21 protein-coding genes are annotated in these 21,655 nt (G+C 60.2%); 13 read left to right on the top strand and 8 right to left on the bottom strand.

The genetic code is table 11. From position 1 onward, the window contains the following. Nucleotides 1-64: 64 nt before the first annotated feature. The 8 genes from EDF70_RS09425 to EDF70_RS09390 all read left to right on the top strand — a co-directional run bounded on the left by EDF70_RS09425 (nucleotide 65) and on the right by EDF70_RS09390 (nucleotide 9,080). Nucleotides 65-1,237 carry an LptF/LptG family permease gene (locus EDF70_RS09425; protein ID WP_132273084.1) on the top strand — a complete coding sequence of 391 codons (1,173 nt, stop codon included), beginning with the start codon at nucleotides 65-67 and terminating at the stop codon, nucleotides 1,235-1,237. Then, entirely contained in the window at nucleotides 1,237-2,325 is a 1,089-nt protein-coding gene (lptG, locus tag EDF70_RS09420) for an LPS export ABC transporter permease LptG (RefSeq protein ID WP_132273713.1), read from the top strand. Before EDF70_RS09425 ends, lptG begins: the two co-directional genes overlap by 1 nt. Continuing rightward, nucleotides 2,325-4,676 (top strand): LPS-assembly protein LptD, encoded by a 2,352-nt coding sequence (locus tag EDF70_RS09415; protein WP_132273083.1) that lies wholly within the window; start codon nucleotides 2,325-2,327, stop codon nucleotides 4,674-4,676. Before lptG ends, EDF70_RS09415 begins: the two co-directional genes overlap by 1 nt. 126 nt (nucleotides 4,677-4,802) lie before the next feature. Beyond that, nucleotides 4,803-5,753 (top strand): peptidylprolyl isomerase, encoded by a 951-nt coding sequence (locus tag EDF70_RS09410; protein WP_132273082.1) that lies wholly within the window; start codon nucleotides 4,803-4,805, stop codon nucleotides 5,751-5,753. A gap of 17 nt (nucleotides 5,754-5,770) precedes the next feature. Continuing rightward, nucleotides 5,771-6,793, top strand: a complete 1,023-nt coding sequence (gene pdxA, locus EDF70_RS09405) for a 4-hydroxythreonine-4-phosphate dehydrogenase PdxA (protein ID WP_132273081.1) — start codon at nucleotides 5,771-5,773, stop codon at nucleotides 6,791-6,793. Next, nucleotides 6,793-7,632, top strand: a complete 840-nt coding sequence (gene rsmA / locus EDF70_RS09400; RefSeq protein WP_132273080.1) for a 16S rRNA (adenine(1518)-N(6)/adenine(1519)-N(6))-dimethyltransferase RsmA — start codon at nucleotides 6,793-6,795, stop codon at nucleotides 7,630-7,632. Before pdxA ends, rsmA begins: the two co-directional genes overlap by 1 nt. A gap of 123 nt (nucleotides 7,633-7,755) precedes the next feature. Further along, nucleotides 7,756-8,208, top strand: coding sequence for a carboxymuconolactone decarboxylase family protein (locus EDF70_RS30315; protein ID WP_132273079.1), 453 nt, complete (start codon nucleotides 7,756-7,758; stop codon nucleotides 8,206-8,208). Beyond that, nucleotides 8,208-9,080 (top strand): sigma-70 family RNA polymerase sigma factor, encoded by an 873-nt coding sequence (locus tag EDF70_RS09390; RefSeq protein ID WP_132273078.1) that lies wholly within the window; start codon nucleotides 8,208-8,210, stop codon nucleotides 9,078-9,080. Before EDF70_RS30315 ends, EDF70_RS09390 begins: the two co-directional genes overlap by 1 nt. Nucleotides 9,081-9,149: 69 nt before the next feature. Here the strand turns inward: EDF70_RS09390 and gmk are convergent, their stop codons facing one another. From gmk to EDF70_RS09350, 8 genes are all read right to left on the bottom strand, one after another. Beyond that, nucleotides 9,150-9,827, bottom strand: a complete 678-nt coding sequence (gene gmk, locus EDF70_RS09385) for a guanylate kinase (protein WP_132273077.1) — start codon at nucleotides 9,825-9,827, stop codon at nucleotides 9,150-9,152. Between the two features lie 3 nt (nucleotides 9,828-9,830). Next, nucleotides 9,831-10,718: a YicC/YloC family endoribonuclease gene (locus tag EDF70_RS09380; protein ID WP_132273076.1), complete on the bottom strand. Its 888-nt coding sequence runs from the start codon at nucleotides 10,716-10,718 to the stop codon at nucleotides 9,831-9,833. Nucleotides 10,719-10,757: 39 nt separating this feature from the next. After that, nucleotides 10,758-11,948 (bottom strand): endolytic transglycosylase MltG, encoded by a 1,191-nt coding sequence (mltG, locus tag EDF70_RS09375; protein ID WP_132273711.1) that lies wholly within the window; start codon nucleotides 11,946-11,948, stop codon nucleotides 10,758-10,760. Nucleotides 11,949-12,087: 139 nt separating this feature from the next. Next, the gene (fabF, locus tag EDF70_RS09370) at nucleotides 12,088-13,350 is read right to left on the bottom strand and encodes a beta-ketoacyl-ACP synthase II (protein ID WP_132273075.1); all 1,263 of its coding nucleotides are present in this window, start codon (nucleotides 13,348-13,350) and stop codon (nucleotides 12,088-12,090) included. A gap of 115 nt (nucleotides 13,351-13,465) precedes the next feature. Continuing rightward, nucleotides 13,466-13,702 carry an acyl carrier protein gene (locus EDF70_RS09365; protein WP_003502080.1) on the bottom strand — a complete coding sequence of 79 codons (237 nt, stop codon included), beginning with the start codon at nucleotides 13,700-13,702 and terminating at the stop codon, nucleotides 13,466-13,468. A gap of 288 nt (nucleotides 13,703-13,990) precedes the next feature. Further along, complete coding sequence (gene fabG, locus EDF70_RS09360; protein WP_132273074.1) at nucleotides 13,991-14,728, bottom strand: 3-oxoacyl-[acyl-carrier-protein] reductase; 738 nt, start codon at nucleotides 14,726-14,728, stop codon at nucleotides 13,991-13,993. A gap of 111 nt (nucleotides 14,729-14,839) precedes the next feature. Continuing rightward, the gene (fabD, locus tag EDF70_RS09355; RefSeq protein WP_132273073.1) at nucleotides 14,840-15,796 is read right to left on the bottom strand and encodes an ACP S-malonyltransferase; all 957 of its coding nucleotides are present in this window, start codon (nucleotides 15,794-15,796) and stop codon (nucleotides 14,840-14,842) included. Between the two features lie 94 nt (nucleotides 15,797-15,890). After that, a complete protein-coding gene (locus EDF70_RS09350) occupies nucleotides 15,891-17,180 on the bottom strand; it encodes an Nramp family divalent metal transporter (protein ID WP_132273072.1) in 1,290 nt (429 codons plus the stop codon). A 205-nt stretch (nucleotides 17,181-17,385) separates the two neighbouring features. Between EDF70_RS09350 and EDF70_RS09345 the strand changes: the two genes are divergently transcribed. The 5 genes from EDF70_RS09345 (at nucleotide 17,386) to rpsR (ending at nucleotide 21,538) form a co-directional block, all read left to right on the top strand. Further along, nucleotides 17,386-18,429: an aldo/keto reductase gene (locus EDF70_RS09345; RefSeq protein ID WP_132273071.1), complete on the top strand. Its 1,044-nt coding sequence runs from the start codon at nucleotides 17,386-17,388 to the stop codon at nucleotides 18,427-18,429. A 627-nt stretch (nucleotides 18,430-19,056) separates the two neighbouring features. Further along, a complete protein-coding gene (locus EDF70_RS09340; protein WP_132273070.1) occupies nucleotides 19,057-19,437 on the top strand; it encodes a hypothetical protein in 381 nt (126 codons plus the stop codon). 176 nt (nucleotides 19,438-19,613) lie between these two features. Then, the gene (locus EDF70_RS09335) at nucleotides 19,614-20,504 is read left to right on the top strand and encodes an RTX toxin (protein WP_132273069.1); all 891 of its coding nucleotides are present in this window, start codon (nucleotides 19,614-19,616) and stop codon (nucleotides 20,502-20,504) included. Nucleotides 20,505-20,828: 324 nt separating this feature from the next. Continuing rightward, complete coding sequence (gene rpsF / locus EDF70_RS09330; RefSeq protein ID WP_112728512.1) at nucleotides 20,829-21,272, top strand: 30S ribosomal protein S6; 444 nt, start codon at nucleotides 20,829-20,831, stop codon at nucleotides 21,270-21,272. Between the two features lie 23 nt (nucleotides 21,273-21,295). Further along, complete coding sequence (gene rpsR / locus EDF70_RS09325) at nucleotides 21,296-21,538, top strand: 30S ribosomal protein S18 (protein WP_132273068.1); 243 nt, start codon at nucleotides 21,296-21,298, stop codon at nucleotides 21,536-21,538. Nucleotides 21,539-21,655: the final 117 nt, after the last annotated feature.

The following is a 21,655-nucleotide window of genomic DNA, read 5'->3' as shown; positions in this document are numbered from 1 at the left end:
CGGCGCTCTAATCTCGTAGAGCTTGGCGACGCTGACAGGCGTATCGAGTCATCATCAGGTCGGCATGAAGCTTATCGAGTCCTATATATTGCAGCGTACGTTCCAAATGTTTCTGGCCACGCTGCTGCCAATCCTGGCGATCATCTGGACCATCCAGGTGCTGGGACGAATCAACCTCGTGACCGATACCGGCCAGTCGATGGGTTCGTTTGCGACGCTCGCATCGTTCATCCTGCCGACCATCATTCCTGTTGTCATGCCCTTCGCCCTCGTGATCGGCATCACCCAGACGCTCAATGCGATGAACAACGATTCGGAACTTGCGGTTATCGATGCCGCCGGTTCGCCGCGCACCGTGCTTTACAAACCGGTGCTGCTGCTTGCAGCCCTCGCTGCCCTGTTTTCGTTTGTCGTCACAAATTTCGTTGAGCCGCCGGCCCGCGTCAAAGCCCGCGAAATGGTCGCCGAAGCCTATGCCGATCTCTTGGGCTCGGTAATTGAAGAAAAGACCTTCCGCAGCATCGAGAAGGACCTTTACGTTCAGATCTCGGAGCGCCATTCCGGCCGCATCCTGATGGGTCTGTTCCTTGTCGATTACCGCGACCCGAATTTCGAAATGATCTATTATGCGCGCGAAGGCTCGATCGACGATGCCGGAACGACGCTGACCATGCGCAACGGTGAGGTTCACCGCAAGACGCCGGACGGCCGTGTATCGGTGATCAAGTTCCTGTCCTACGCCTTCGACCTGTCCTCCATGGCCGAATCGACCGGACGTGCGCCCGTCTACGCCGCCGACCGCAGTCTCGAATTCCTGCTGAAGCCGGATCCGACGGACAAATATTACATGGATATGCCCGGCAGCTTCCATGCCGAACTGCACCGTCGCTTTTCCGACTGGATCTATCCGATTTCCTACGCGCTGATTGCGCTGGTTATCGTTGGCGGTGCACGCTCGCATCGTCGCGCCAGAATGCACCCGATGGTGCTGGCGCTGATCATTGCCTTCACCATGCGCTGGCTCGGCTTCTCCTTGACGAACATGGCGAAGAATACGAACGCCAACATGTGGATGGTCTATGCGCCGCCTGTCCTGCCTGGTCTTTTTGCCACCTACCTTCTTGTGAGCCGCCGACAGCTGAAGCTGCCCAATTCCTGGAACGATGCAATCGGCAAGCTTTACGGCAAGCTTCAGCAACGCGTTGTCGCTATTCGCTCCAAGACGGGAGGCGCATGATGCTGTTCTCCACGCTCGGCCGTTATTTCTTCAAGCGTTACCTCATCACCGCGATGTGGTTCTTCCTTGGCGTTTCGGCGATCATCTTCCTTGCCGACTTCAGCGAGACCAACCGCCGCATGTCGGCACTCGCCAGCTATACGCTGTATGGCGCGCTCGGCATCACCGCCATGCGTGTGCCGTCCATCCTGCAGCAGACGATCCCGACCCTGTCGCTGTTCATCGGCATGACGACGCTGATCGCGCTCAATCGCCGCTCCGAACTGGTGGTGACGCGCGCAGCAGGCCTCTCGGTCTGGCAATTTGCCATGCCGTTCGTTGCCGGCGCCTTTCTGCTCGGCGTGTTTACGATCGGCGTCATCAGCCCCCTCTCCGCCTGGGGCCTGAAACAGTCGACCTCGCTCGAATCGACCTGGCGCGAAACCAGCGGCCAGGCACGCGCCTCCAACTTCCTGCCGTGGATCCGCCAGATCAGCGACGGCGAAGACACCGTCATTGGCGCCAAAAGCTTCCAGCAAGATACGCTGACTATGGTCGATGTCGTGTTGTTCCATTTCGACAAGGACGCTCGTGTCATCCTGAGACAGGACGCAGCGACGGCCAAATTGGAAGATGGTTACTGGCTTCTTAACAACGTGCTGGAAACGCGATCCGACGTGCCGCCTGCCCGTGTCGAGACCGCACAGGTTCGTACCAATATCAAACAGGAATTTCTTCAAGAGAGCCTTGAGAAGCCCGAAAACGTTGCTTTCTTTGATCTTTCCGAAAAGATCGAAGTCGCCCGCTCATTCGGTATTTCGACCAAAGGTCTCGAAACGCAATTTCACTCCCTGCTTTCATTGCCACTTCTTCTGGTAGCAATGACACTGATTGCCGCTACCGTTTCACTGAAATTTAGCCGTATGGCGCAGTCGCGCTCGGTGATTCTCGGTGGCATAGTTTGCGGCTTCGTGCTTTATGTCGTCACGGTACTCGTGAAGGCATTCGGTAGCAGCGGGGTGGTTCCTCCTTTCGTCGCTGTCTGGATCCCGGTGATCGTGGCCATGGCGTTGGGGGCAACAATTCTGCTTCATCAGGAGGATGGCTAGTGGCGGTAACAGACCGCGGGAATATCAGACGGCTTTGCACGGCCCTGCTGACAGGCGTCGCCGTGTGCGCAATCGCTATTGCTCCCCCGACTATTTCATATGCACAGACCCCTGCCCCAGAGGTCGCCGACGGCGCAAAAATGCTGCTGCGGTCGAACGAGCTTACCTATAACAAGGACGCTCAGAAGGTCACCGCCACCGGCGGCGTGCAGATTTATTACAACCGCTATCGCATGGTCGCGCAGCGGGTCGAATACGATCAGGCTACCGGCCGCGTCATGGCCAATGGCGACATCGAACTGATCGATCCGGACGGCAACCGCGTTTATGCCGAACAGCTGGATGTGACCGACGATTTCGGTCAGGGTTTCATCAACTCGCTGCGGGTGGAAACGCCCGACAATACACGCATGGCCGGCGAAAGCGCCGAACGCCTGCCGGGCGAACTGATGGTGCTGCACAACGGCGTCTATACCGCTTGTCTTCCCTGCGTCGCCAAGCCCGGCAAGGCACCGCTGTGGCAGGTCAAGGCGCAGCGCGTCATCCAGAACGGCGAGAAGAAGACGATCCGGCTCGAAAACGCCCGTTTCGAACTTTTCGGCATGCCGATCGGCTACCTGCCCTTCATCGAAGTCCCGGACCATACGGTCGAGCGCAAGTCGGGCTTTCTGTTCCCGCGCATGAGCATGGACGACAAGTTGGGTTTTGGCCTGACTGTTCCGTACTATCATGTGTTCTCGCCGAGCATGGATGCGACCCTCAGCCCGACCTATTATTCCAGTCAGGGATTGCTGGTTCAGGGTGAAGTGCGCAATCGCTTCGAGACCGGTTCGCACATCCTGCGATTCGGCTGGATCGACCAGAAGGACTCCGGCGGCTTCGACGCAAATACCGCCGACAGCAATAACGACCAACGTCTGATGGTCGCCAGCAAGGGCGAGTTCCAGATCAATCCGCGCTGGACCTTTGGCTGGAAGGCCATGCTCCAGAGCGACAACAACTTTTCCAACACCTATGATCTGAACGGCGTCAACGACGACGTCTACACGAATGAAGTCTATCTGCGCGGCCTTGGCGAGCGCAACTACTTCGACCTGAGCGCCTATTATTTCGACATTCAGGATCTGGCCGACAATTCCGATACCGAGCGCAAGCAGGCGATCGTCTATCCGTCCATGGACTACCGCTATATCGCGCCTGAGCCAGTGGCCGGCGGCGAACTTTCGGTCAACATGAACCTGACCAATATTTCGCGCCGCAAGGACGATTTCTACCTCGAACCCGGCTCCAACGTGCCGCGTTTTCGTGGTCTGGAAGGCAGCTACAGCCGCCTGACCACCGAAGTGGAATGGAAACGCACCTACAATATGGAAAATGGCCTGCTCATCACGCCGCTGGCCGCGTTACGTGGTGACATCGGTCGCCATACGGCGTCTTCGCCGACCTATTATGACGCCGCCAATCCGGGCGGGATCGCCTACAACGGCAATTTCGACGATTCCAGCTCGGCGTCTCGCTACATGGCGACGCTCGGCCTCGAAGCCCGCTATCCGATCCTGATGACGACGGCCAATAGCAGCCATGTGCTCGAGCCGATCGCCCAGCTATTCGTTCGCAATAACGAGCAGAAGGCCGGCGGTCTGCCGAACGAAGACGCGCAGAGCATGGTCTATGACGCCAGCAACCTGTTCGAACGCGACAAGTTCTCCGGCTACGACCGTATCGAAGGCGGCACGCGTGCCAATGTCGGCGTGCGTTATACCGGTTCGTTCGACAACGGCATCGGCCTGCGCGGCATCTTCGGTCAGTCCTATCATCTGGCCGGTGAAAATTCCTATGCCAGCGCCGACCTTGTGAGCGCCGGTGCCTATTCCGGCCTCGAAAGCGACACGTCTGACTATGTCGCCATGGCTGCCGTCGACCTGCCGCAGGGCCTGACCGTTGCTGCCCAGGGCCGCTTCGACAACAACAATTTCGACCTGCAGCGCACCGATGCTTCGGTCAGCTATTCGCAGCCGCGCTTTTCGGCGAGCATGATCTACACCCAGATCGAGCCGCAGCCGGATTACGGCGCAACCAAGTCAGGTGAATACCTCCAGTCAGCCGCCAGCGTTCGTGTCAACGAGAACTGGTCGATTGCCGGTACGGCGACCTGGGATCTGAAGGATGAGGAAGTCATCCGTCGTGCACTGGGCTTCACCTATGCCGACGAATGCACGATCTTCACGGTTGCCTATAACGACGAGCCCAACAGCACGACGGCAAGTGACTGGGCGATCACCGCGCGCCTGACCTTCAGGACGCTGGGTGACATCGAAATCGGCTCGACGGATCTCGACGATACCAATTGATTGATCAAACACACGATCGTGCGGCGGAGCGTCATTGTTTCGCCGCATGCGTTGTACAATCGGGTGGCTGTTGTGATATGGGGTCGCAGACGGGCCGGTGGCCCGCGTTAGCGTGAAAGGGATGGCATGATGGTCGCTGGTCGAGCTTTGCGGACAACGATGACGGCATTTGCGGTTTTGGCGGCTTCCGTCGTCATACAGCCGGCAATGACGACCGTGCAGGCAGCAAGCGAAGTTGCGGCCGTCGTCAACAAGGTGCCGATCACCTCCAATGACGTTGCGCGCCGCGCTGCCTTCCTTCGGCTCCAGCGCGCCAAGGGCGACCTGAAAAAGATGGCGCGCGAACAGCTGGTGGACGAAGTCCTGAAGCGTGAAGAGGTCGCGCGTGTCAAGATGTCTGTCAGCACCGACGATGTGGACAAGTCGTTCGCGCGTTTTGCCGCCAGCAACAAGATGTCGCCGCAGCAGATGGGACAGGTTCTCAATCAGGCTGGCGTCGGCGTAGACCATTTCAAGGCGTTTATCGCCGTGCAGATGAGCTGGCCACGCGTCGTCAATGCCCGTTTTTCCGGCGGCAGAAGCGGTCGCATGTCCAACGAAGAACTCGTCAAGCGCATGGCCGAAGGCGGCCAGAAGCCGGTGACGACCGAATATTTCCTGCAGCAGGTCATTTTCGTGGTGCCGGAAGCCAAGCGCAAGTCGATCCTCAACAAGCGCATGGCGGAAGCGAAGGCTTCGCGCTCGAAATTCCCCGGCTGCGAGGAAGCAAAGACCTTCGCCGCTTCCATGCTCGACGTTTCTGTGAAGCCGCTCGGCCGCATCATGCTGCCGGAACTGCCGGCCGACTGGAAGCCTTTGGTTGAGAAGGCCTCCGGTGGCACGACAGAGCCACGTATCACCGAAAAGGGCGTCGAGTTCCTGGCGATCTGCAACCAGCGTCAGGTATCCGACGATGTGGCTGCCGAAGTGGTGTTCCGTGCCGAAGATCTCGGCAAGGCGGAAAAGACGGGTGAAGACCCGAACGACAAGAAATATGTCGACGAACTGCGCAAGCAGGCGCAGATCTCATACCCCTGAAGGCAGGCCAAGACAGCATGACACAGATCGATCGCCCTCTCGCACTGACACAGGGCGATCCCGCCGGTATCGGCCCTGACCTGGCGCTTGCCGTCTGGTCAGTACGCAACCAGCATGGCCTGCACCCCTTTCTCTACATTGGCGATCCCGCTGTTCTTGCCGCCCGCGCGCGCATCATCGGCTTCGACGTGCCGATCCGCGAGACGGATGCGGCCTCTGCTTCCGGCATCTTTCAGGATGCGCTGCCCGTGCTGCCGATAGGTGTCGGCTTCGATGTTGCCGCCGGTCAGCCGCATGTGGCGACAGCCGCCTCGACGATCGCCGCCATCGAGACCGCCGTCAAATTCAGCCTTTCCGGTGAGACCGCAGCCGTGGTGACCAATCCGATCGCCAAATCGGTTCTCTATGAGTCCGGCTTCAAATTTCCCGGACATACCGAGTTTCTGGCCGAGCTCGCACGTCGTGCCACAGGACGTGAGGTTCTGCCGGTAATGATGCTCGCCGGGCCAAAACTGCGGGCCATCCCGGTGACGATCCACATCCCGGTGAAGGACATTCCCGCAGCTCTCACCCACGATCTGATCGTCGAGACCTGCCGCGTGGCCCATGCCGACCTCAGGAAACGTTTTGGCATCGCCAGCCCGCGCCTGGCCGTCGCCGGCCTCAACCCGCATGCGGGCGAGGATGGCACGATGGGTGTAGAGGACCGCGACATCATCGCGCCCGCCATCGCCGGCCTGCGGGGCGAAGGCATCAACGCCTTTGGCCCCCTGCCGGCCGATACGATGTTCCATGACGAGGCGCGCGGCCGTTACGACGTGGCGATCTGCATGTATCACGATCAGGCGCTGATCCCGGCCAAGGCGCTCGGCTTCGACGATTCGGTCAATGTCACGCTCGGCCTGCCCTTCATCCGCACCTCGCCGGACCACGGCACCGCCTTCGGACTGGCCGGCAAGGGCATTGCCCGCGAGACCAGCCTGATCGCCGCATTGAAACTTGCCAGCGAACTGGCGCAGCATTCCGGAAACGCATCCTGATGGCCACACTCGACGGCCTGCCCCCCCTTCGCGACGTCATCCAGCGTTTTGAACTGAACGCCAAGAAGGCGCTCGGCCAGAATTTTCTGTTCGACCTGAACCTGACCCAGAAGATCGCCCGCTCGGCCGGTTCTCTGGAAGGTGTCACCGTGTTCGAGGTTGGCCCCGGCCCCGGTGGCCTGACACGTGCCATTCTCGCGCTCGGCGCAAAAAAGGTAATCGCCATCGAGCGCGACAGCCGCTGCCTGCCGGCGCTTGCCGAAATCGAGAGCTATTATCCCGGTCGCCTCGAAGTGATCGAGGGCGATGCGCTGAAGACCGATTTTGCCGCGCTGGCGGCGGAGAAATCCGAGGGCGGACCGGTCAAGATCATCGCCAACCTGCCCTATAATGTCGGCACGCAATTGCTGGTGAACTGGCTGGTGCCGAACGAATGGCCGCCCTTCTGGCAGTCGCTGACACTGATGTTCCAGAAGGAAGTTGGCCAGCGCATCGTGGCGCAGGAAAACGACAACCATTACGGCCGCCTCGGGGTGCTGGCAGGATGGCGTGCGGATTCCGAACTGGTGTTCGACGTGCCGGCCTCAGCCTTCTCACCACCGCCGAAGGTGACGTCGACGGTGGTGCATCTCACCCCGAAGGCGCAGCCCCTGCCCTGCGATCTCGCCAGGCTGGAGCGCGTCACGCTTGCGGCCTTCGGTCAGCGTCGAAAAATGCTGCGACAGAGCGTCAAATCGCTGGGCGGAGAAACACTGCTCGCCAAGGCCGGCATCGACCCGCAGCGGCGAGCCGAGACGCTGTCGGTGGAAGAATTCGTGACGCTGGCGAACTGCCTGTAAGGCAACCCTCGCCGAACCGCGCCTTGCAAAAACTGCGGATTTCAGAAAAAATTCCGCCCGCATGTCACATCGGCAAAAAGCCGCTCGTCATGGTGTCGTAACCCAACAGAAGGATACGCACTCATGCCCGCCAAACTCGATGTCTTTGCCGCCGCCCCCGCTTTGATGAAGAAGTGGATGGCCGTGTCGCTCGATGCCGCCGCCAGCCTTGAGCCGACGCTCATCGAACTCGTGAAAATCCGCTCCTCCCAGATCAATGCCTGCGCCAACTGCATCAACATGCACACGGTGGAAGCCCGCGCCAAGGGCGAGACCGAACAGCGCATCTACCTGCTTTCCGCATGGCGCGAGGCTCCCTGCTATTCCGGTCGCGAACGGGCCGCGCTAGGCTGGACGGAAGCGCTGACGCGTCTTTCGCAAGGTCACAGCCATGCCGAAGCCTATACGGCACTTGCCGAGCAGTTCACGCAGGAGGAACAGGTGAAACTGACCCTGATGATCAATGTCATCAATGGCTGGAACCGGCTGGCCGTCGGGTTCGACCTGTGGATCGAACCGGCGGCACAGGCAGCCTGATGGAAACCTTCGGCCACAACCAGGCCCTGGATGACGCGGCAGCGAGTTTCGACCCGCTGCGGCCAAAGCTGGTCCGCGTAGCCTACCGCATGCTCGGTTCGGTGGCCGATGCTGAGGACATGGTTCAGGAGGCCTTCATCCGCTGGATGAGGGCCGATCGCGCCTCCGTGCTCGAGCCGGAAGCGTTTCTGCGCCGCACGGTAACGCGGCTCTGCCTCGACCAGCTGAAATCCGCACGGCATCAGCGCGAGACCTATATCGGGCCGTGGCTGCCCGATCCCATCATGCAGGATGAGGAAGAACCGGAGGACGTGAGCCTGCCGCTGATGCTGGCACTGGAACGCCTCTCCCCGCTGGAGCGCGCCGCCTTCCTGCTGCATGACGTTTTCGGGTTGGCCTTCGAGGAAGTGGCCACCACAATCGAGCGCGATACGGCGGCCTGCCGTCAACTGGCAGCGCGCGCCAGAACCCATGTCAGGGAAACGCGAAGCCGCTTTCAGGTGGACAAGGTGCGCGGCCTGGAGCTGGCGCAAGCCTTCTTCACCGCCTCACGCACCGGCGACATGAAAACGCTTGGTGCGATGCTGGCGGCGGATGTCAGCCTTCATTCGGATGGCGGCGGCAAGCGTTATGCGGCACTGAGGCCTGTATTCGGCTTCGAGGATGTCTTCACGCTTCACCGCAACCTTTCGGCCCTGTTCGAAAAACACGGTTCGACCCTCATCCGCACCGGTCTTATCAACGGCCTGCCGGGCTTTGTCACCCGAGAGGCTGATGGCGAGCTACAGACGACGGCGCTCGACATCAGTGACGGCAAGATCACCGCGATCTATGTGATGCGCAACCCGGACAAGCTGCGGCATCTGAATTGAAAAAAAGACCCGAAACCGCATCCGGTCTCGGGTCTTTTCAATCCGTCGGGAGATGTTGCTATCTGCGCCTCAGAGCGCCGGCTCTTCCGTCAGCAGATTGCCGACAAAATCGAACAGGCCGTGGCGGCGGTCGCGACGGACGCGTTCGGCGTTGACGATGCAGTTGACGTTGCGGAATGCCTCGTCGAGATCGTCGTTGACGATGACGTAATCGTATTCGCGCCAGTGCTCGATCTCCGAACGGGAGTTCAGCAGGCGCGTGCGGATAACCTCTTCACTGTCTTCGGCGCGGCGATGCAGGCGCGACTGCAGCTCGGTCATGGTCGGCGGCAGCACGAAGATGGAAACCACGTCGGCGGACATCTTTTCCTGCAGCTGGCGGGCACCCTGCCAGTCGATGTCGAACAGCATGTCGCGGCCTTCGGACATCGCCGTTTCCACCGGCTCGCGTGGCGTGCCGTAGAAATTGCCGTGCACTTCCGCCCATTCCAGCAGGCTGTCGCTATCGCGCAGGCGCTCGAATTCACGCACGCTGATGAAGTGGTAGTGCTTTCCGGCGATCTCGCTGGGGCGACGCTGGCGCGTCGTCACGCTGACGGAGATTTCCAGGCTCGGATCGGATTCCAGCAGGTTACGGGCGATGGTGGATTTGCCTGCGCCCGAGGGCGAGGACAGAACCAGCATCAGGCCACGTCGGGCGATCTTGGCAGGGTTGTTCACTTTAGCGCTCGAAGGGGCCGGGCTCATCTATCACTCCAGATTCTGAACCTGTTCGCGGAACTGGTCGATCACGACCTTCAACTCGATGCCGGCGGCCGTCACGGCTGCCGAATTCGATTTCGAACAGATGGTATTCGATTCCCGGTTAAATTCCTGTGCAAGGAAATCCAGGCGACGGCCCACGGGACCGCCTTTTGTCAGCAATTCGGTGGCGGCAACGACATGCGCAGCCAGCCTGTCGATCTCTTCGCGCAGATCGGCCCTGGTGGCAAGGATGGCAGCTTCCGCATACAGCCTTTCGCGGTCGAGCGAGGATGCGCCGTCCATCAACGCCGCCACCTGAAGGGCAAGCTTGCGGGCAATCTCGTCCGGGCTGCGGGATGGATCTGCTTCCACGGTCTTCGTCAGGGCCGCGATGGTGTGGACATGATCCTGCAGCACGGCACCGAGCGATGCGCCCTCGCTGACGCGCATCTCGGTCAGCGCATTGAGCGCGACGTCGAGGCCGGCCATGATTTCGCGGTCGAGCGCTTGCGTCGCGTCAGCTCCCTCTTCCGCCTCGCGGATATCGACGAGGCCGCGGATCGACATCAGCGTGTCGAGCCGCAGTGGCGACGGATCGACCAGATCGCCGAGTTCGGCGCGCAGGCCCAGAATTGCGTTAAGCGCATCGCGGTTCAGCACCGCCTCCACCTTCGCCTCGGCGACGGTAATCGACAGGTTGGCCTGGATATTGCCACGGCTGAAACGAGCCGGCACGGCAGCCCGCACCGGCACTTCCAGACGCTCGAAACCCGACGGAAGACGCAGGCGCAAATCCAGCCCCTTGCCGTTTACCGAGCGCAGTTCCCAGGCCCAGCGGGTGCGACCGCTGGTGCCTTCACTGCGTGCGAAACCCGTCATCGACTGGAGGCTCATGCCGCTTTCTGCCTTTCCTGAAACGCCATCCTGCTGGCGTTAATTGCTTCTCGGCGCTCTTTCGGCGTCGGCGCCATCGGGCTGGCCATCGACGATTTCGTCGGAAGGCGTGCTGTTGGAGCGCTGTGCCTGGACCTGTCGCCAGCGACGGACATTGGCGTTGTGATCGTCCAGCGTCTGAGCAAACACATGACCGCCGGTGCCATCGGCAACGAAATACAGATCCTTGGTGCGCCACGGATTGGCGACAGCCTCAAGAGCAGCACGGCCCGGATTGGCGATCGGCGTCGGCGGCAGGCCCTTGATGTGGTAGGTATTGTAGGGCGTTTCCTTGTCGATATCCGAACGGTAGATCGGACGATCGGCCGGACGGCCGGCACCACCGAACAGGCCATAAAGAATGGTCGGGTCGGATTGCAGGCGCATGCCGCGGTTGAGGCGGTTGATGAACACCGAGGCGACATGGGCGCGCTCGTCATCCTTGCCGGTTTCCTTTTCGACGATCGAGGCGAGCGTCACGAATTCCTGCTTGGTCTTGACCGGCAGGTCGGTGTCGCGTTTTTCCCAGACCTGGTCGATCAGGCGTTCCTGGGCGGCGCGCATCTGCGCCATGATTTCGTTACGCTTGGTGCCGCGTGAAAACTTGTAGGTATCCGGGCGCAACGAACCTTCCGGCGGCTGTTCCTGCGGAAGCTCGCCTTCGAGGATCGGATCCTCCAGCAGACGCTTCATCATCTGCTGCACGGTCAGGCCTTCCGGCATCGACACGGAATAAAGAATGGACTTGCCGGATTCCAGCAGTTCCATGACTTCCTTCATCGAGGCGCCGGCCTTGATCTCGTATTCACCGGCCTTCAGTGTCTTGCCGCCTTCCAGATAGGTGGGCGTGACATAACGAAAGATGCGGGCGTCAGAAATGATGCTGTTGCGCTCGAGGCTGTCGGCAATCGCCGACACGCCTGCGCCATCACGCACGATGAAATGCGTGTTGGTTTGCAGCGGACCCGGATCGGAATAGGTGGTCATGACATAATAGAAGCCGCCGGCACCAACGATGCAGGCCGCGACCGCCATGGTCATGACGAAGTTGAGGAAGATCACCAGCTGGCTGCGCGCCTTCTTCGATCGCTTCGGCGGATCGGGCACGCGTTCAGGCTTCAGCGCCTCGTTGGGCGACTTCGGAATGATCGGGCCGTTTCCAGTGCCATACGCTCCGCGACCGGAGGGCATTTCGCTGCTATGGTTGGTGTCGCTCACCGGCACTCCCTTCTGAGTTCAGAAACATTGCCGGTGTGACCCGGCAATGCGGCAAAAACAGGTTCAGAAGGCAAGCCCAGAGCAAGGACCCGCCTCGTTAACAGCCTTGTTATCAGGCCTCGTAGCGCTTCAATACCAGCGACGCATTGGTGCCGCCGAAACCGAAGGAGTTGGACAGCGCCACGTTGATATCACGCTTGCGCGCCTTGTGCGGCACCAGATCGATCTTCGTCTCGACATCGGGATTGTCGAGGTTGAGCGTCGGCGGCGCGATGTTGTCGCGGATCGCCAGCGCCGAAAAGATCGCCTCGATCGCACCGGCGGCACCGAGAAGATGGCCGGTTGCCGACTTGGTGGATGACATGGAAATCTTCGACGCACTGTCGCCGACCAGACGCTCGACGGCGCCGAGTTCGATCGTGTCGGCCATGGTCGAGGTGCCGTGGGCGTTGATGTAGTCGATATCGGACGCGCCAAGACCGGCGCGCTTCAGCGCCATGGTCATGCAGCGGAAAGCGCCGTCGCCATCTTCCGAAGGCGCAGTGATGTGGAAAGCATCACCCGACATGCCGTAACCGACAACTTCGGCATAGATCTTTGCACCACGCGCCTTGGCGTGTTCAAGTTCTTCCAGAACAACGATGCCGGCGCCCTCACCCATGACGAAACCGTCACGGTCGCGGTCATACGGGCGCGAGGCGCGCTGCGGATCGTCGTTATATTCGGTCGACAGCGCCTTGCAGGCGGCAAAGCCGGCCAGCGAGATGCGGCAGATCGGGGATTCGGCACCACCGGCAACCATCACCTCGGCATCGCCGAAGGCAATCATGCGGGCAGCATCGCCGATCGCATGTGCGCCGGTCGAGCAGGCCGTGACGACAGCATGGTTGGGGCCGCGCAGCTTGTGCTTGATCGAAACCTGTCCGGAGACGAGGTTGATCAGGCGTCCCGGAATGAAGAATGGTGAGATGCGGCGCGGGCCCTTGTCGCGCAGCGTATAGCCGGCTTCGACAATGCCTTCGAGACCGCCGATACCCGAGCCGATCAGAACGCCGGTGGCGATCTGGTCTTCGTCGGTCTGCGGGTGCCAGCCGGCATCAGCGAGCGCCATGTCGGCGGCTGCAACGCCATAAACGATAAATGGATCGACCTTGCGCTGATCCTTGGGTTCCATCCAGTCGTCGGCATTGTAGGTGCCGTTGGAACCGTCACCGACCGGAATGCGGCAGGCGATCTTTGCGGGCAGGTCTTCGACTTCGAATTCTGTAACGAGGCGTGCCCCGTTCTGACCGTTCAAAATGGCGGACCAGCTAACTTCTGTTCCGCAACCAAGAGGAGATACCATGCCGGTACCGGTGATAACGACACGCCTCATGCCAGCGCCCCACCCTATTCATTTTTCTAGTCGATAATACTGAAACGGCCCGAACATGCCGGGCCGCCATGGGAGATAGCCGTTACCGGCTTCTCCCGAATATAACGTTATCGGATCAGGCCTGGGCCTTCTCGATGAACTTCACAGCGTCGCCGACGGTGAGGATCGAGTCAGCAGCGTCGTCCGGGATTTCAACGCCGAACTCTTCTTCGAAAGCCATGACCAGTTCGACGGTGTCGAGCGAGTCCGCGCCCAGATCGTCGATGAAGCTTGCGCCTTCGACAACCTTGTCGGCATCAACGCCGAGATGATCAATAACAATTTTCTTTACGCGTTCTGCGATATCGCTCATGTCGGTTTCCTCGACCTTTATCTTATCGGAGCCATCAAGGCATCCGCACCCTGTTGAAACCCGAGGCCGCCGCCGGATAGGACAGCGCCGAGGGCAAACCCGCTTTCCCGCTTGAGGCTTCACCGGACGCGATTAAAGTTCCGCGTGGCCGCCTTCAATACGGGACGACTGATCACAGTCAATGGCCCGCTTAACACGGTTTCCGCCCGCCGCAAAGCCAGAATCTCAACGGGATGTTACCCGTATACAGGCAATTGCAGCATTGGACGGACGCCGCCCGCGAACCGATTAGATCATTGCCATGCCACCGTTGACGTGCAGCGTCTGGCCGGTGACGTAACCTGCCTCGTTGGAAGCGAGGTAAAGAACGGCAGCAGCGATGTCCGATCCTGCGCCCATGCGCTTCATCGGGATGGCGCCCATGATGGCGTCCTTCTGCTTGTCGTTCAGCTTGCCGGTCATGGCGCTTTCGATGAAGCCCGGAGCCACGCAGTTGACCGTGACGTTGCGCGTGGCGATTTCCTGCGCCAGCGACTTGGAAAAGCCGATCATGCCGGCCTTGGAAGCGCAATAATTTGCCTGACCCGGATTGCCGGTGACACCGACGATCGAGGTGATGTTGATGATACGGCCATGGCGGCGGCGCATCATCGGATGCGTCAGTTCGCGCGTCAGGCGGAAGACGGAGGTAAGGTTCACTTCCAGAACCGCATCCCAGTCCTCGTCGGACATGCGCACGAACAGGCCATCCTTGGTGATGCCGGCATTGTTGACGAGGATATCGACGCCGCCGAGAACCTCTTCAGCCTTTTCGCCGAGCGCCTTGACTTCAGCGCGGTCGGAAAGGTTGGCAGGAAAGATGTGGACGCGCTCGCCGAGATCGGCAGCCAGGGCTTCCAGCTTTTCGACGCGGGTGCCGTGCAGGCCGACGATGGCGCCCTGTGCATGCAGCATGCGGGCGATTTCTTCACCGAGGCCACCGGTCGCGCCGGTCACGAGGGCCTTGCGGCCGGTCAGATCAAACATTGTTCGTTCCTCTTTTGAGAGCGAATAGAGAATGGCGAATAGCGAGTAGAAAGCGGCATCAGCGAGGCGAAAAACCATTCGCTATTCGCTACTCCCTACTAGCTCGCAATATCAGCCGAGAATGGCGGCGATGGCCGCGTCGATATCGGCCGGTGCATTCACGGCAACGCCGGAAATATTCTTGTCGATGCGGCGGGCAAGGCCGGTGAGCACTTTTCCCGAACCGACTTCATACAGTGTGGTGATGCCGTTGGCGCCGAACCACTCGACCGTCTCACGCCAGCGCACCTGACCGGTGACCTGGGTAACGAGCAGGTTGGCGATCTCGTCGGCATCGTAGACCGGGGCGGCGCGCACATTGGCGATGACCGGGACGACCGGGTTGTGCTTTTCCACCTTGTCGAGCGCGTGGCGCATGGCGATTGCCGCCGGCGCCATCAGGTCGCTGTGGAAGGGTGCGGAGACCGGAAGCATGATGGCGCGCTTAGCGCCCTTTTCTGTTGCCAGAGCCGCCGCCTTTTCGACGGCTGCCTTGGAACCGGAAATGACCAGCTGGCCACCGCCATTATCGTTGGCGATCTGGCAGATTCCGATTTCACGGGCGGCAACGCAGATGGCTTCGACATCACCATGCTCGAGGCCGATGATCGCCGCCATGGCGCCTTCGCCGACAGGAACTGCCGACTGCATGGCATCGCCACGGATGCGTAGAAGACGGGCAGTATCGGCCAGCGAGAAAGTGCCGGCGGCACAGAGTGCGGAATATTCGCCGAGCGAGTGGCCGGCGACAAAAGCGACATGGCTCTTCAGATCGAGGCCACGCGCTTCGAGAACGCGAAGAGCCGCGATCGAAACCGCCATCAGCGCGGGCTGCGCATTGGCGGTCAGCGTCAGCGTGTCTTCCGGGCCATTCCACATGATCTCGGACAGCTTCTGGCCAAGCGCGTCATCGACTTCCTGGAAAACCGCGCGGGCTTCCGGAAAGGCGTCGGCAAGATCCTTGCCCATGCCGACGGCCTGGCTGCCCTGGCCGGGAAATGTGAATGCGATGCTCGCAGAGGTGCTCATTGGGGTCGTTTCCTTTCCCTGAATTTGCCTCTCCATTCACATTCCGGCCTTGCAAGTCAAGGGTTTCGGGGTTTTCACAACCCGTTACCCCCTGTTAACCGCCCGAAACGAGACCGATAACCTCATTGACGCACAGCACCACGAACAGCAGCGCGGATGCACCGAGCAGGCCGTTAGACAGCCAGCCGTTGCGCCATTCTTTTGGCACGCGGGAGGAATTCAGCAGCCAGATGAGGGTGATGGCGAGGAACGGCATGAAGAAGGCACCGAGCGCGCCATAGATGATGACGAGCGTGAACGGGCGACCGAACCACAAAAGCGCCATCGGCGGAATGGTGAGCCAGAACAGGTAGAACTTGAAGGCCGGCGTCTTTTCCAGACCTTCACGCGAACCGCTCTCGCCGCCACGCACTGTGCGGACGAAATCGGCAAACAGCAGCGACACGCCGTGCCAGACGCCGAGAATGGAGGAGATGGTGGTGGCGAAGAAGCCGAACAGGAATGCCTTGGCCACGAACGGACCGAAACGATCCTGCAGAACCTTGTCGAGATCGAGCAGACCGCGATCGCCGGTCGAAAGAGCGATCTGCGCGGTATAGAGCAGTTCGGCACCGACGATCAGCATGGCGACGACAAAAATGCCGGTCATGATATAGGCGACGCGGTTGTCGAGGCGCATGACGCCCATCCAGGCCGGCGTGCGCCAGCCCTTGGCATTCACCCAGTAACCGTAGGAGGCCATGGTGATGGTGCCGCCGACGCCGCCGATCAGGCCGAGCGTATAGATTGCCGAGCCTTCCGGAATGGTGGGAATGAGGCCTGTCAGAGCCGCACCGACATCCGGCACGACGAGAATGGCGATACCGACGACGATGATGAACATGATGGCGATGAAGAGCTTCATCACATTCTCGAAGACTTCATAGCGGTTGAAGGCCACGAAGGCCGCGCAGACGAGGCCGGACATCATCGCCCAGGCCCAAAGCGGCAGGAATGGGAAAAGGGCTGCAAGCGGCAGCGCCGTCGCGCTCATGGCGGTTGCGCCATACACAAAGCCCCAGATCATGATGTAGATGCCAAAATACCAGCTCGTCCATTTGCCGAGCGACTTCCAGCCGTCCAGCATGGTGGAGCCGGTGGCGAGGTGATAGCGCGCCGAGCCTTCGGCGAGCGCAATCTTGACGATACAGCCGATCACCGCGGCCCATAACAATGCGTAGCCGAAACGCGAGCCGGCAATCAGCGTGGCAACCAGATCGCCTGCACCGACGCCGGTGACGGCGACCACGATGCCCGGGCCGATGAGTTTCCAGCGCCCGGTCTTTGGTGGATCACCCGCATCCGGGAAACCGCGTTCGTCAAATTGCACACCGTTATCGGCCATGCATTCCTCCGCAAATTTATTCTACACACGCTCGGTTTTCAGAGCCGAGACGCGCCACTTTGGGATGAATTAGAACTTTTTCTGCATTTTCGACCCCGGCGACATAAAGTTTTCGCGATCTCGCCGCGAAACGGCTGCATTCTTCCCTTGCGTGACCGCAAATCCCGCTTAAGTTCGAGCCCTTCAAAGACGGGACGATTTTTCCATGAAATTCAACAAACTCGGCCGGACGGACATTTCCGTTTCGGAAATCTGCCTCGGCACCATGACCTGGGGTACGCAGAACACGGAAGCGGAAGCCCATGAGCAGATGGATTACGCCGTCTCTAAGGGCGTCAACTTTTTCGACACCGCCGAACTTTATCCGACCACGCCGGTCAGCGGCGACACCTATGGCCGCACCGAAGAACATATCGGCACATGGCTGAAAAACCGCGGCAAGCGCGACGATATCGTTCTCGCCACCAAGATCGCCGGCGGCGGTCGCCCGCATATCCGTGACGGTCGCCCGATCAAGCCGGAGACCATTCGCGAAGCGGTCGACGCCAGCCTGCGCCGTTTGCAGACCGATTATATCGATCTCTACCAGATCCACTGGCCGAACCGCCCGCATTACCATTTTCGCGGCGCATGGGATTTCAATGCCTTCGAGCAGGACCGCGAACAGTCGGTGACCGGCATCACTCAGAAGCTGGAAACGCTGGATGAACTGGTGAAGGCCGGAAAGATCCGCACGATCGGCCTTTCCAACGAAACCGCGTGGGGCACGATGCAATATCTGCGTCAGTCGGAAGAAAAAGATTTTCCGCGCGTCGTCTCGATCCAGAACGAGTACAACCTGCTGTACCGCACCTTCGATCTCGACATGGCGGAAGTGTCGCGTCACGGCGATGTCGGTCTGCTGGCCTACTCGCCGCTGGCCGCCGGCCTTCTCTCCGGCAAATATCTGGCCGGCGCCCGCCCGACGGGTTCACGCGCGACGATCAACGAAAATCTTGGCGGACGCCTGCAGCCGCATCAGGAACCGGCCGTCGCGGCCTATGTCGAGATCGCCAGAAAACATGGCCTCGATCCGGCACAGATGGCGCTGGCCTTCTGCCTGACGCGCCCGTTCATGGCCTCGGTCATCATCGGCGCGACCACGATGGATCAGCTGAAGTCCGATATCGGCGCTGCCGACATCACGCTGTCGGACGCGGTGCTGGCTGATATCGCCAAAGCTCATCGGCAGTATCCGGCGCCGATCTGAGGCGGGACACACAGTTTTGTCTATTGGCGGCACGCGGGCGACTGCGTGCCGTTTTGCGTTCAAACACCCCGACGACGCCGTCGCAGTTTCCGCCACCCGATAAAAAACAGTATGATAAATCCGAGAGACAGAAGCGGCGCCACAAGGAACGCCGCGGCATAGCCGCAGCTGCCTTCGAAACAGCTTCCAAGCATGCCGGCCTGTGCGGCAAGCGATGCCACGAGCAAGGCCAGAAAGCAGCAGATCAGAATACCGCAAAACGCAATGACAAGACGGATAAGAGTTTTCATCGGTGGCGATGTAGCAAGGTAGCGGAACGGATCGCAAGCGCGGATACATTCACTGATTCGCCCCCCGCTCCACTTAAGGAATCACTAATTTTCGTCACGGTCTGTGGATGACCACCCCGATCTGTCTCGTCATGAGCCACAAACGGCGCCTGTGGTCTGTCCGGTAATATTCCGTTTACGAACGGAGCACGCGTTTTGTGCACCGCACTTTCCGCTCGTCCAAGCCGGCGCTAGCTTTTCCGTCAATCAGTCACAAACCAGCTGCCGATGGCCGCATTCGTTGCGTCCAATACCCTTTTGTTTGCAATCTGCAGCCCGAACCGCGGAAGAGAAAAACATGACGATCAACGCCATCAGTTCCCTCCAGCGCGCTCTTTATACCGGTAATGATGCGGCCCTGCTCGTCACCCCGGCCATGGGCTCGTCGGCCACGACCATGCCCAGCCAGTCACTAATCCCCGAAAGCCAGCTGGAGGCCGGTTTTCAAAACGACACCCGCAATCCCGGCCAGTCGCCGCTTGCCAAGATCGTCGAAATTCTCGATCTGATGCGCCCCTTGAAAAAGGACAGCATCGAAGATGTGGCGCAGAACCCGGTGCATGATGATAGCGTAAAGGCGGTTTCCGCCTTTCTCGATGGCCTTGAGGAGAATGAGATTTTCTCGCAACCGGTTGCATCTCGCCCGTCCGACCTGCAGCGCCTTTACCGGCAGTTCTGACGGACTTCCTCAGACGCGGGCCGTCTGTTCACACCTCATTTACCGATTTCGAAGCCCGCGATAGCTCGACAGCCGATGCAAGCATAGGATGCCGATAACAGGTCCGGCATGACGATGGACCCGGCCCCGCCGCAGGCGCAATGACGACGCCGGCGACAATCCCGACCGGATGAACCATGGTCAGCATCAACGCGTTTTACCGCAGTTCCAATGCCGGACAGTATGTCAGCCAGCTGTTCAGCAACAGCCGCGTCTCATCTCCAGCCCCCACCTGGAACAGTGGCCGTTCCGTCAGCACCTATGAACCGGGCGAAAGCGCAACGGAAAAGGCGATTTCCCGCATCATAGAGATCCTGACACTGGGCGGCACCGAAAGCGATGATCAGGCCAGCGTCTCCGAGAGCTTTGGTTACATCACCCAAGCGCGCGGCACCAAAGGTGACGACACGCTGACATTTGCCGGACGCGGTGTCTCCAACGTGGAGGCTGGAACCGGGAACGACAGCATCATCGTCAAGACAGCGACCACATCCCTGATCGATGGTGGCGATGGCGATGACCAGATCAAGCTGGCAGCCCGTTTCCTCAATGACATCACCGGCGGCATGGGCGACGACAAGATCGAGATTTCCGCCACGACGGCTCTGTCCGTCGATGGGGGCGACGGCAATGACACGCTGAAGGTCGCGGCCGATACCGTGCTTGGCCTGACCGGCGGTGACGGAGACGACAGTATTCTAGTCGAAGGCACACGCCTCTCCGCATCTGGCGGCACTGGCAACGATACCGTCACCTTCAACATCAGGCGCGGCGGCTCTGCCGAATACCTGTTCGCAAGGGGAGACGGCACGGATACGATCGCCAGCAACGGTGCACTGACCATCGTGCTGACCGGCTACACTTCCGCCCAACTCTCCGTCATGACCAGCAACAACAGGATGGTTGTCACGTTTGATGGCTCAGATGACAAACTGACGCTCGACTTCACGGGGGGAGCCCTTGAGGCTGCCCAGCCGACTTTCGGTTTTTCCACGGAAAATGGCGCTCTGGCACTTTGGGTAAGATAAACGGATAACAGACGAGAACCGGCGCAAGGCGCAACAACCCGCCAGCAGTCCACTCACCTTTTGCGTGCCAGCCCTTGCTATCCCGCCAGAAATCCGTATAAGCCGCCGTGTTCGACACATCCGGTCTTCTGGCTGGTGGCTGTACGGAGGGCGGGTTCCAGATCAGGAACCGCACGGACCGAAGGGTCCAAGCCTCCCGTGTCTCCGCTCTCGACCGTCTCGAAACAACAACTTTTCTTGCCGGGCTTTTGCCCCCAGGAGCAGTCGTTGAGGCTTAGCCGCCGAGGTCCGGATGAACTAAAACGCAAGAAAAGGCAAAGTTACATGGCTCTTTACGAACACGTATTCCTTGCCCGACAGGATATGTCCGCACAGCAGGTCGACGCCCTCGTAGAACAGTACAAGGGTGTCCTCGAAGCTAACGGCGGCAAGGTCGGGCGCGTAGAAAACTGGGGCTTGAAGTCCCTGACCTACCGCATGAAGAAGAACCGCAAGGCTCATTACGCTCTGATGGACATCGATGCTCCGGCTGCTGCCGTGCACGAAATGGAACGTCAGATGCGCATCAACGAAGACGTTCTTCGCTACATGACGATCGCCGTCGAGAAGCACGAAGAAGGTCCGTCTGCCATGATGCAGAAGCGCGACCGTGACGACCGTCCGCGTCGTGACGGCGACGACCGTGGCCCGCGCCGCGAGTTCGGCGATCGCCCGCCGCGTCGCGATGGCGACTTCCAGCGCGCGCCGCGTCCGGCTCGTGAAGCTTAATCGGCTAGAAGGGATCATACACAATGGCTGAAACTTCTCCGGCTCGCCGCCCGTTCCATCGTCGTCGCAAGACCTGCCCGTTCTCGGGTGCAAACGCGCCGAAGATCGACTACAAGGACGTTCGTCTGCTGCAGCGCTACATTTCTGAGCGCGGCAAGATCGTTCCTTCGCGTATCACCGCAGTTTCCCAGAAGAAGCAGCGCGAACTGGCCCAGGCCATCAAGCGCGCTCGTTTCCTCGGCCTGCTGCCGTACGTTGTTGCTTAATTGAACTACCGACCCTCTGGTCCCAAACCAGAGGGTCGTTTCCCTTCCGCGTTGGGCGCGGATCGGATCGAACTGCCGGCCAAAAAGGCCAAAAACCCATGTTGGGGATTTCAAGGC

The organism is Neorhizobium sp. JUb45 (assembly GCF_004343585.1).
Lineage (GTDB): Bacteria > Pseudomonadota > Alphaproteobacteria > Rhizobiales > Rhizobiaceae > Neorhizobium.
This window is presented reverse-complemented; position numbering and strand designations above follow the sequence as displayed.

What these genes read in the sequence shown, in the direction of transcription:
- EDF70_RS09425 (WP_132273084.1), top strand. Translation starts at nt 65, where the DNA reads ATGAAGCTTATCGAGTCCTATATATTGCAGCGTACGTTCCAAATGTTT.
- lptG (WP_132273713.1), top strand. Translation starts at nt 1,237, where the DNA reads ATGCTGTTCTCCACGCTCGGCCGTTATTTCTTCAAGCGTTACCTCATC.
- EDF70_RS09410 (WP_132273082.1), top strand. Translation starts at nt 4,803, where the DNA reads ATGATGGTCGCTGGTCGAGCTTTGCGGACAACGATGACGGCATTTGCG.
- pdxA (WP_132273081.1), top strand. Translation starts at nt 5,771, where the DNA reads ATGACACAGATCGATCGCCCTCTCGCACTGACACAGGGCGATCCCGCC.
- rsmA (WP_132273080.1), top strand. Translation starts at nt 6,793, where the DNA reads ATGGCCACACTCGACGGCCTGCCCCCCCTTCGCGACGTCATCCAGCGT.
- EDF70_RS30315 (WP_132273079.1), top strand. Translation starts at nt 7,756, where the DNA reads ATGCCCGCCAAACTCGATGTCTTTGCCGCCGCCCCCGCTTTGATGAAG.
- EDF70_RS09390 (WP_132273078.1), top strand. Translation starts at nt 8,208, where the DNA reads ATGGAAACCTTCGGCCACAACCAGGCCCTGGATGACGCGGCAGCGAGT.
- gmk (WP_132273077.1), bottom strand. Translation starts at nt 9,827, where the DNA reads ATGAGCCCGGCCCCTTCGAGCGCTAAAGTGAACAACCCTGCCAAGATC.
- EDF70_RS09380 (WP_132273076.1), bottom strand. Translation starts at nt 10,718, where the DNA reads ATGAGCCTCCAGTCGATGACGGGTTTCGCACGCAGTGAAGGCACCAGC.
- mltG (WP_132273711.1), bottom strand. Translation starts at nt 11,948, where the DNA reads ATGCCCTCCGGTCGCGGAGCGTATGGCACTGGAAACGGCCCGATCATT.
- fabF (WP_132273075.1), bottom strand. Translation starts at nt 13,350, where the DNA reads ATGAGGCGTGTCGTTATCACCGGTACCGGCATGGTATCTCCTCTTGGT.
- EDF70_RS09365 (WP_003502080.1), bottom strand. Translation starts at nt 13,702, where the DNA reads ATGAGCGATATCGCAGAACGCGTAAAGAAAATTGTTATTGATCATCTC.
- fabG (WP_132273074.1), bottom strand. Translation starts at nt 14,728, where the DNA reads ATGTTTGATCTGACCGGCCGCAAGGCCCTCGTGACCGGCGCGACCGGT.
- fabD (WP_132273073.1), bottom strand. Translation starts at nt 15,796, where the DNA reads ATGAGCACCTCTGCGAGCATCGCATTCACATTTCCCGGCCAGGGCAGC.
- EDF70_RS09350 (WP_132273072.1), bottom strand. Translation starts at nt 17,180, where the DNA reads ATGGCCGATAACGGTGTGCAATTTGACGAACGCGGTTTCCCGGATGCG.
- EDF70_RS09345 (WP_132273071.1), top strand. Translation starts at nt 17,386, where the DNA reads ATGAAATTCAACAAACTCGGCCGGACGGACATTTCCGTTTCGGAAATC.
- EDF70_RS09340 (WP_132273070.1), top strand. Translation starts at nt 19,057, where the DNA reads ATGACGATCAACGCCATCAGTTCCCTCCAGCGCGCTCTTTATACCGGT.
- EDF70_RS09335 (WP_132273069.1), top strand. Translation starts at nt 19,614, where the DNA reads ATGGTCAGCATCAACGCGTTTTACCGCAGTTCCAATGCCGGACAGTAT.
- rpsF (WP_112728512.1), top strand. Translation starts at nt 20,829, where the DNA reads ATGGCTCTTTACGAACACGTATTCCTTGCCCGACAGGATATGTCCGCA.
- rpsR (WP_132273068.1), top strand. Translation starts at nt 21,296, where the DNA reads ATGGCTGAAACTTCTCCGGCTCGCCGCCCGTTCCATCGTCGTCGCAAG.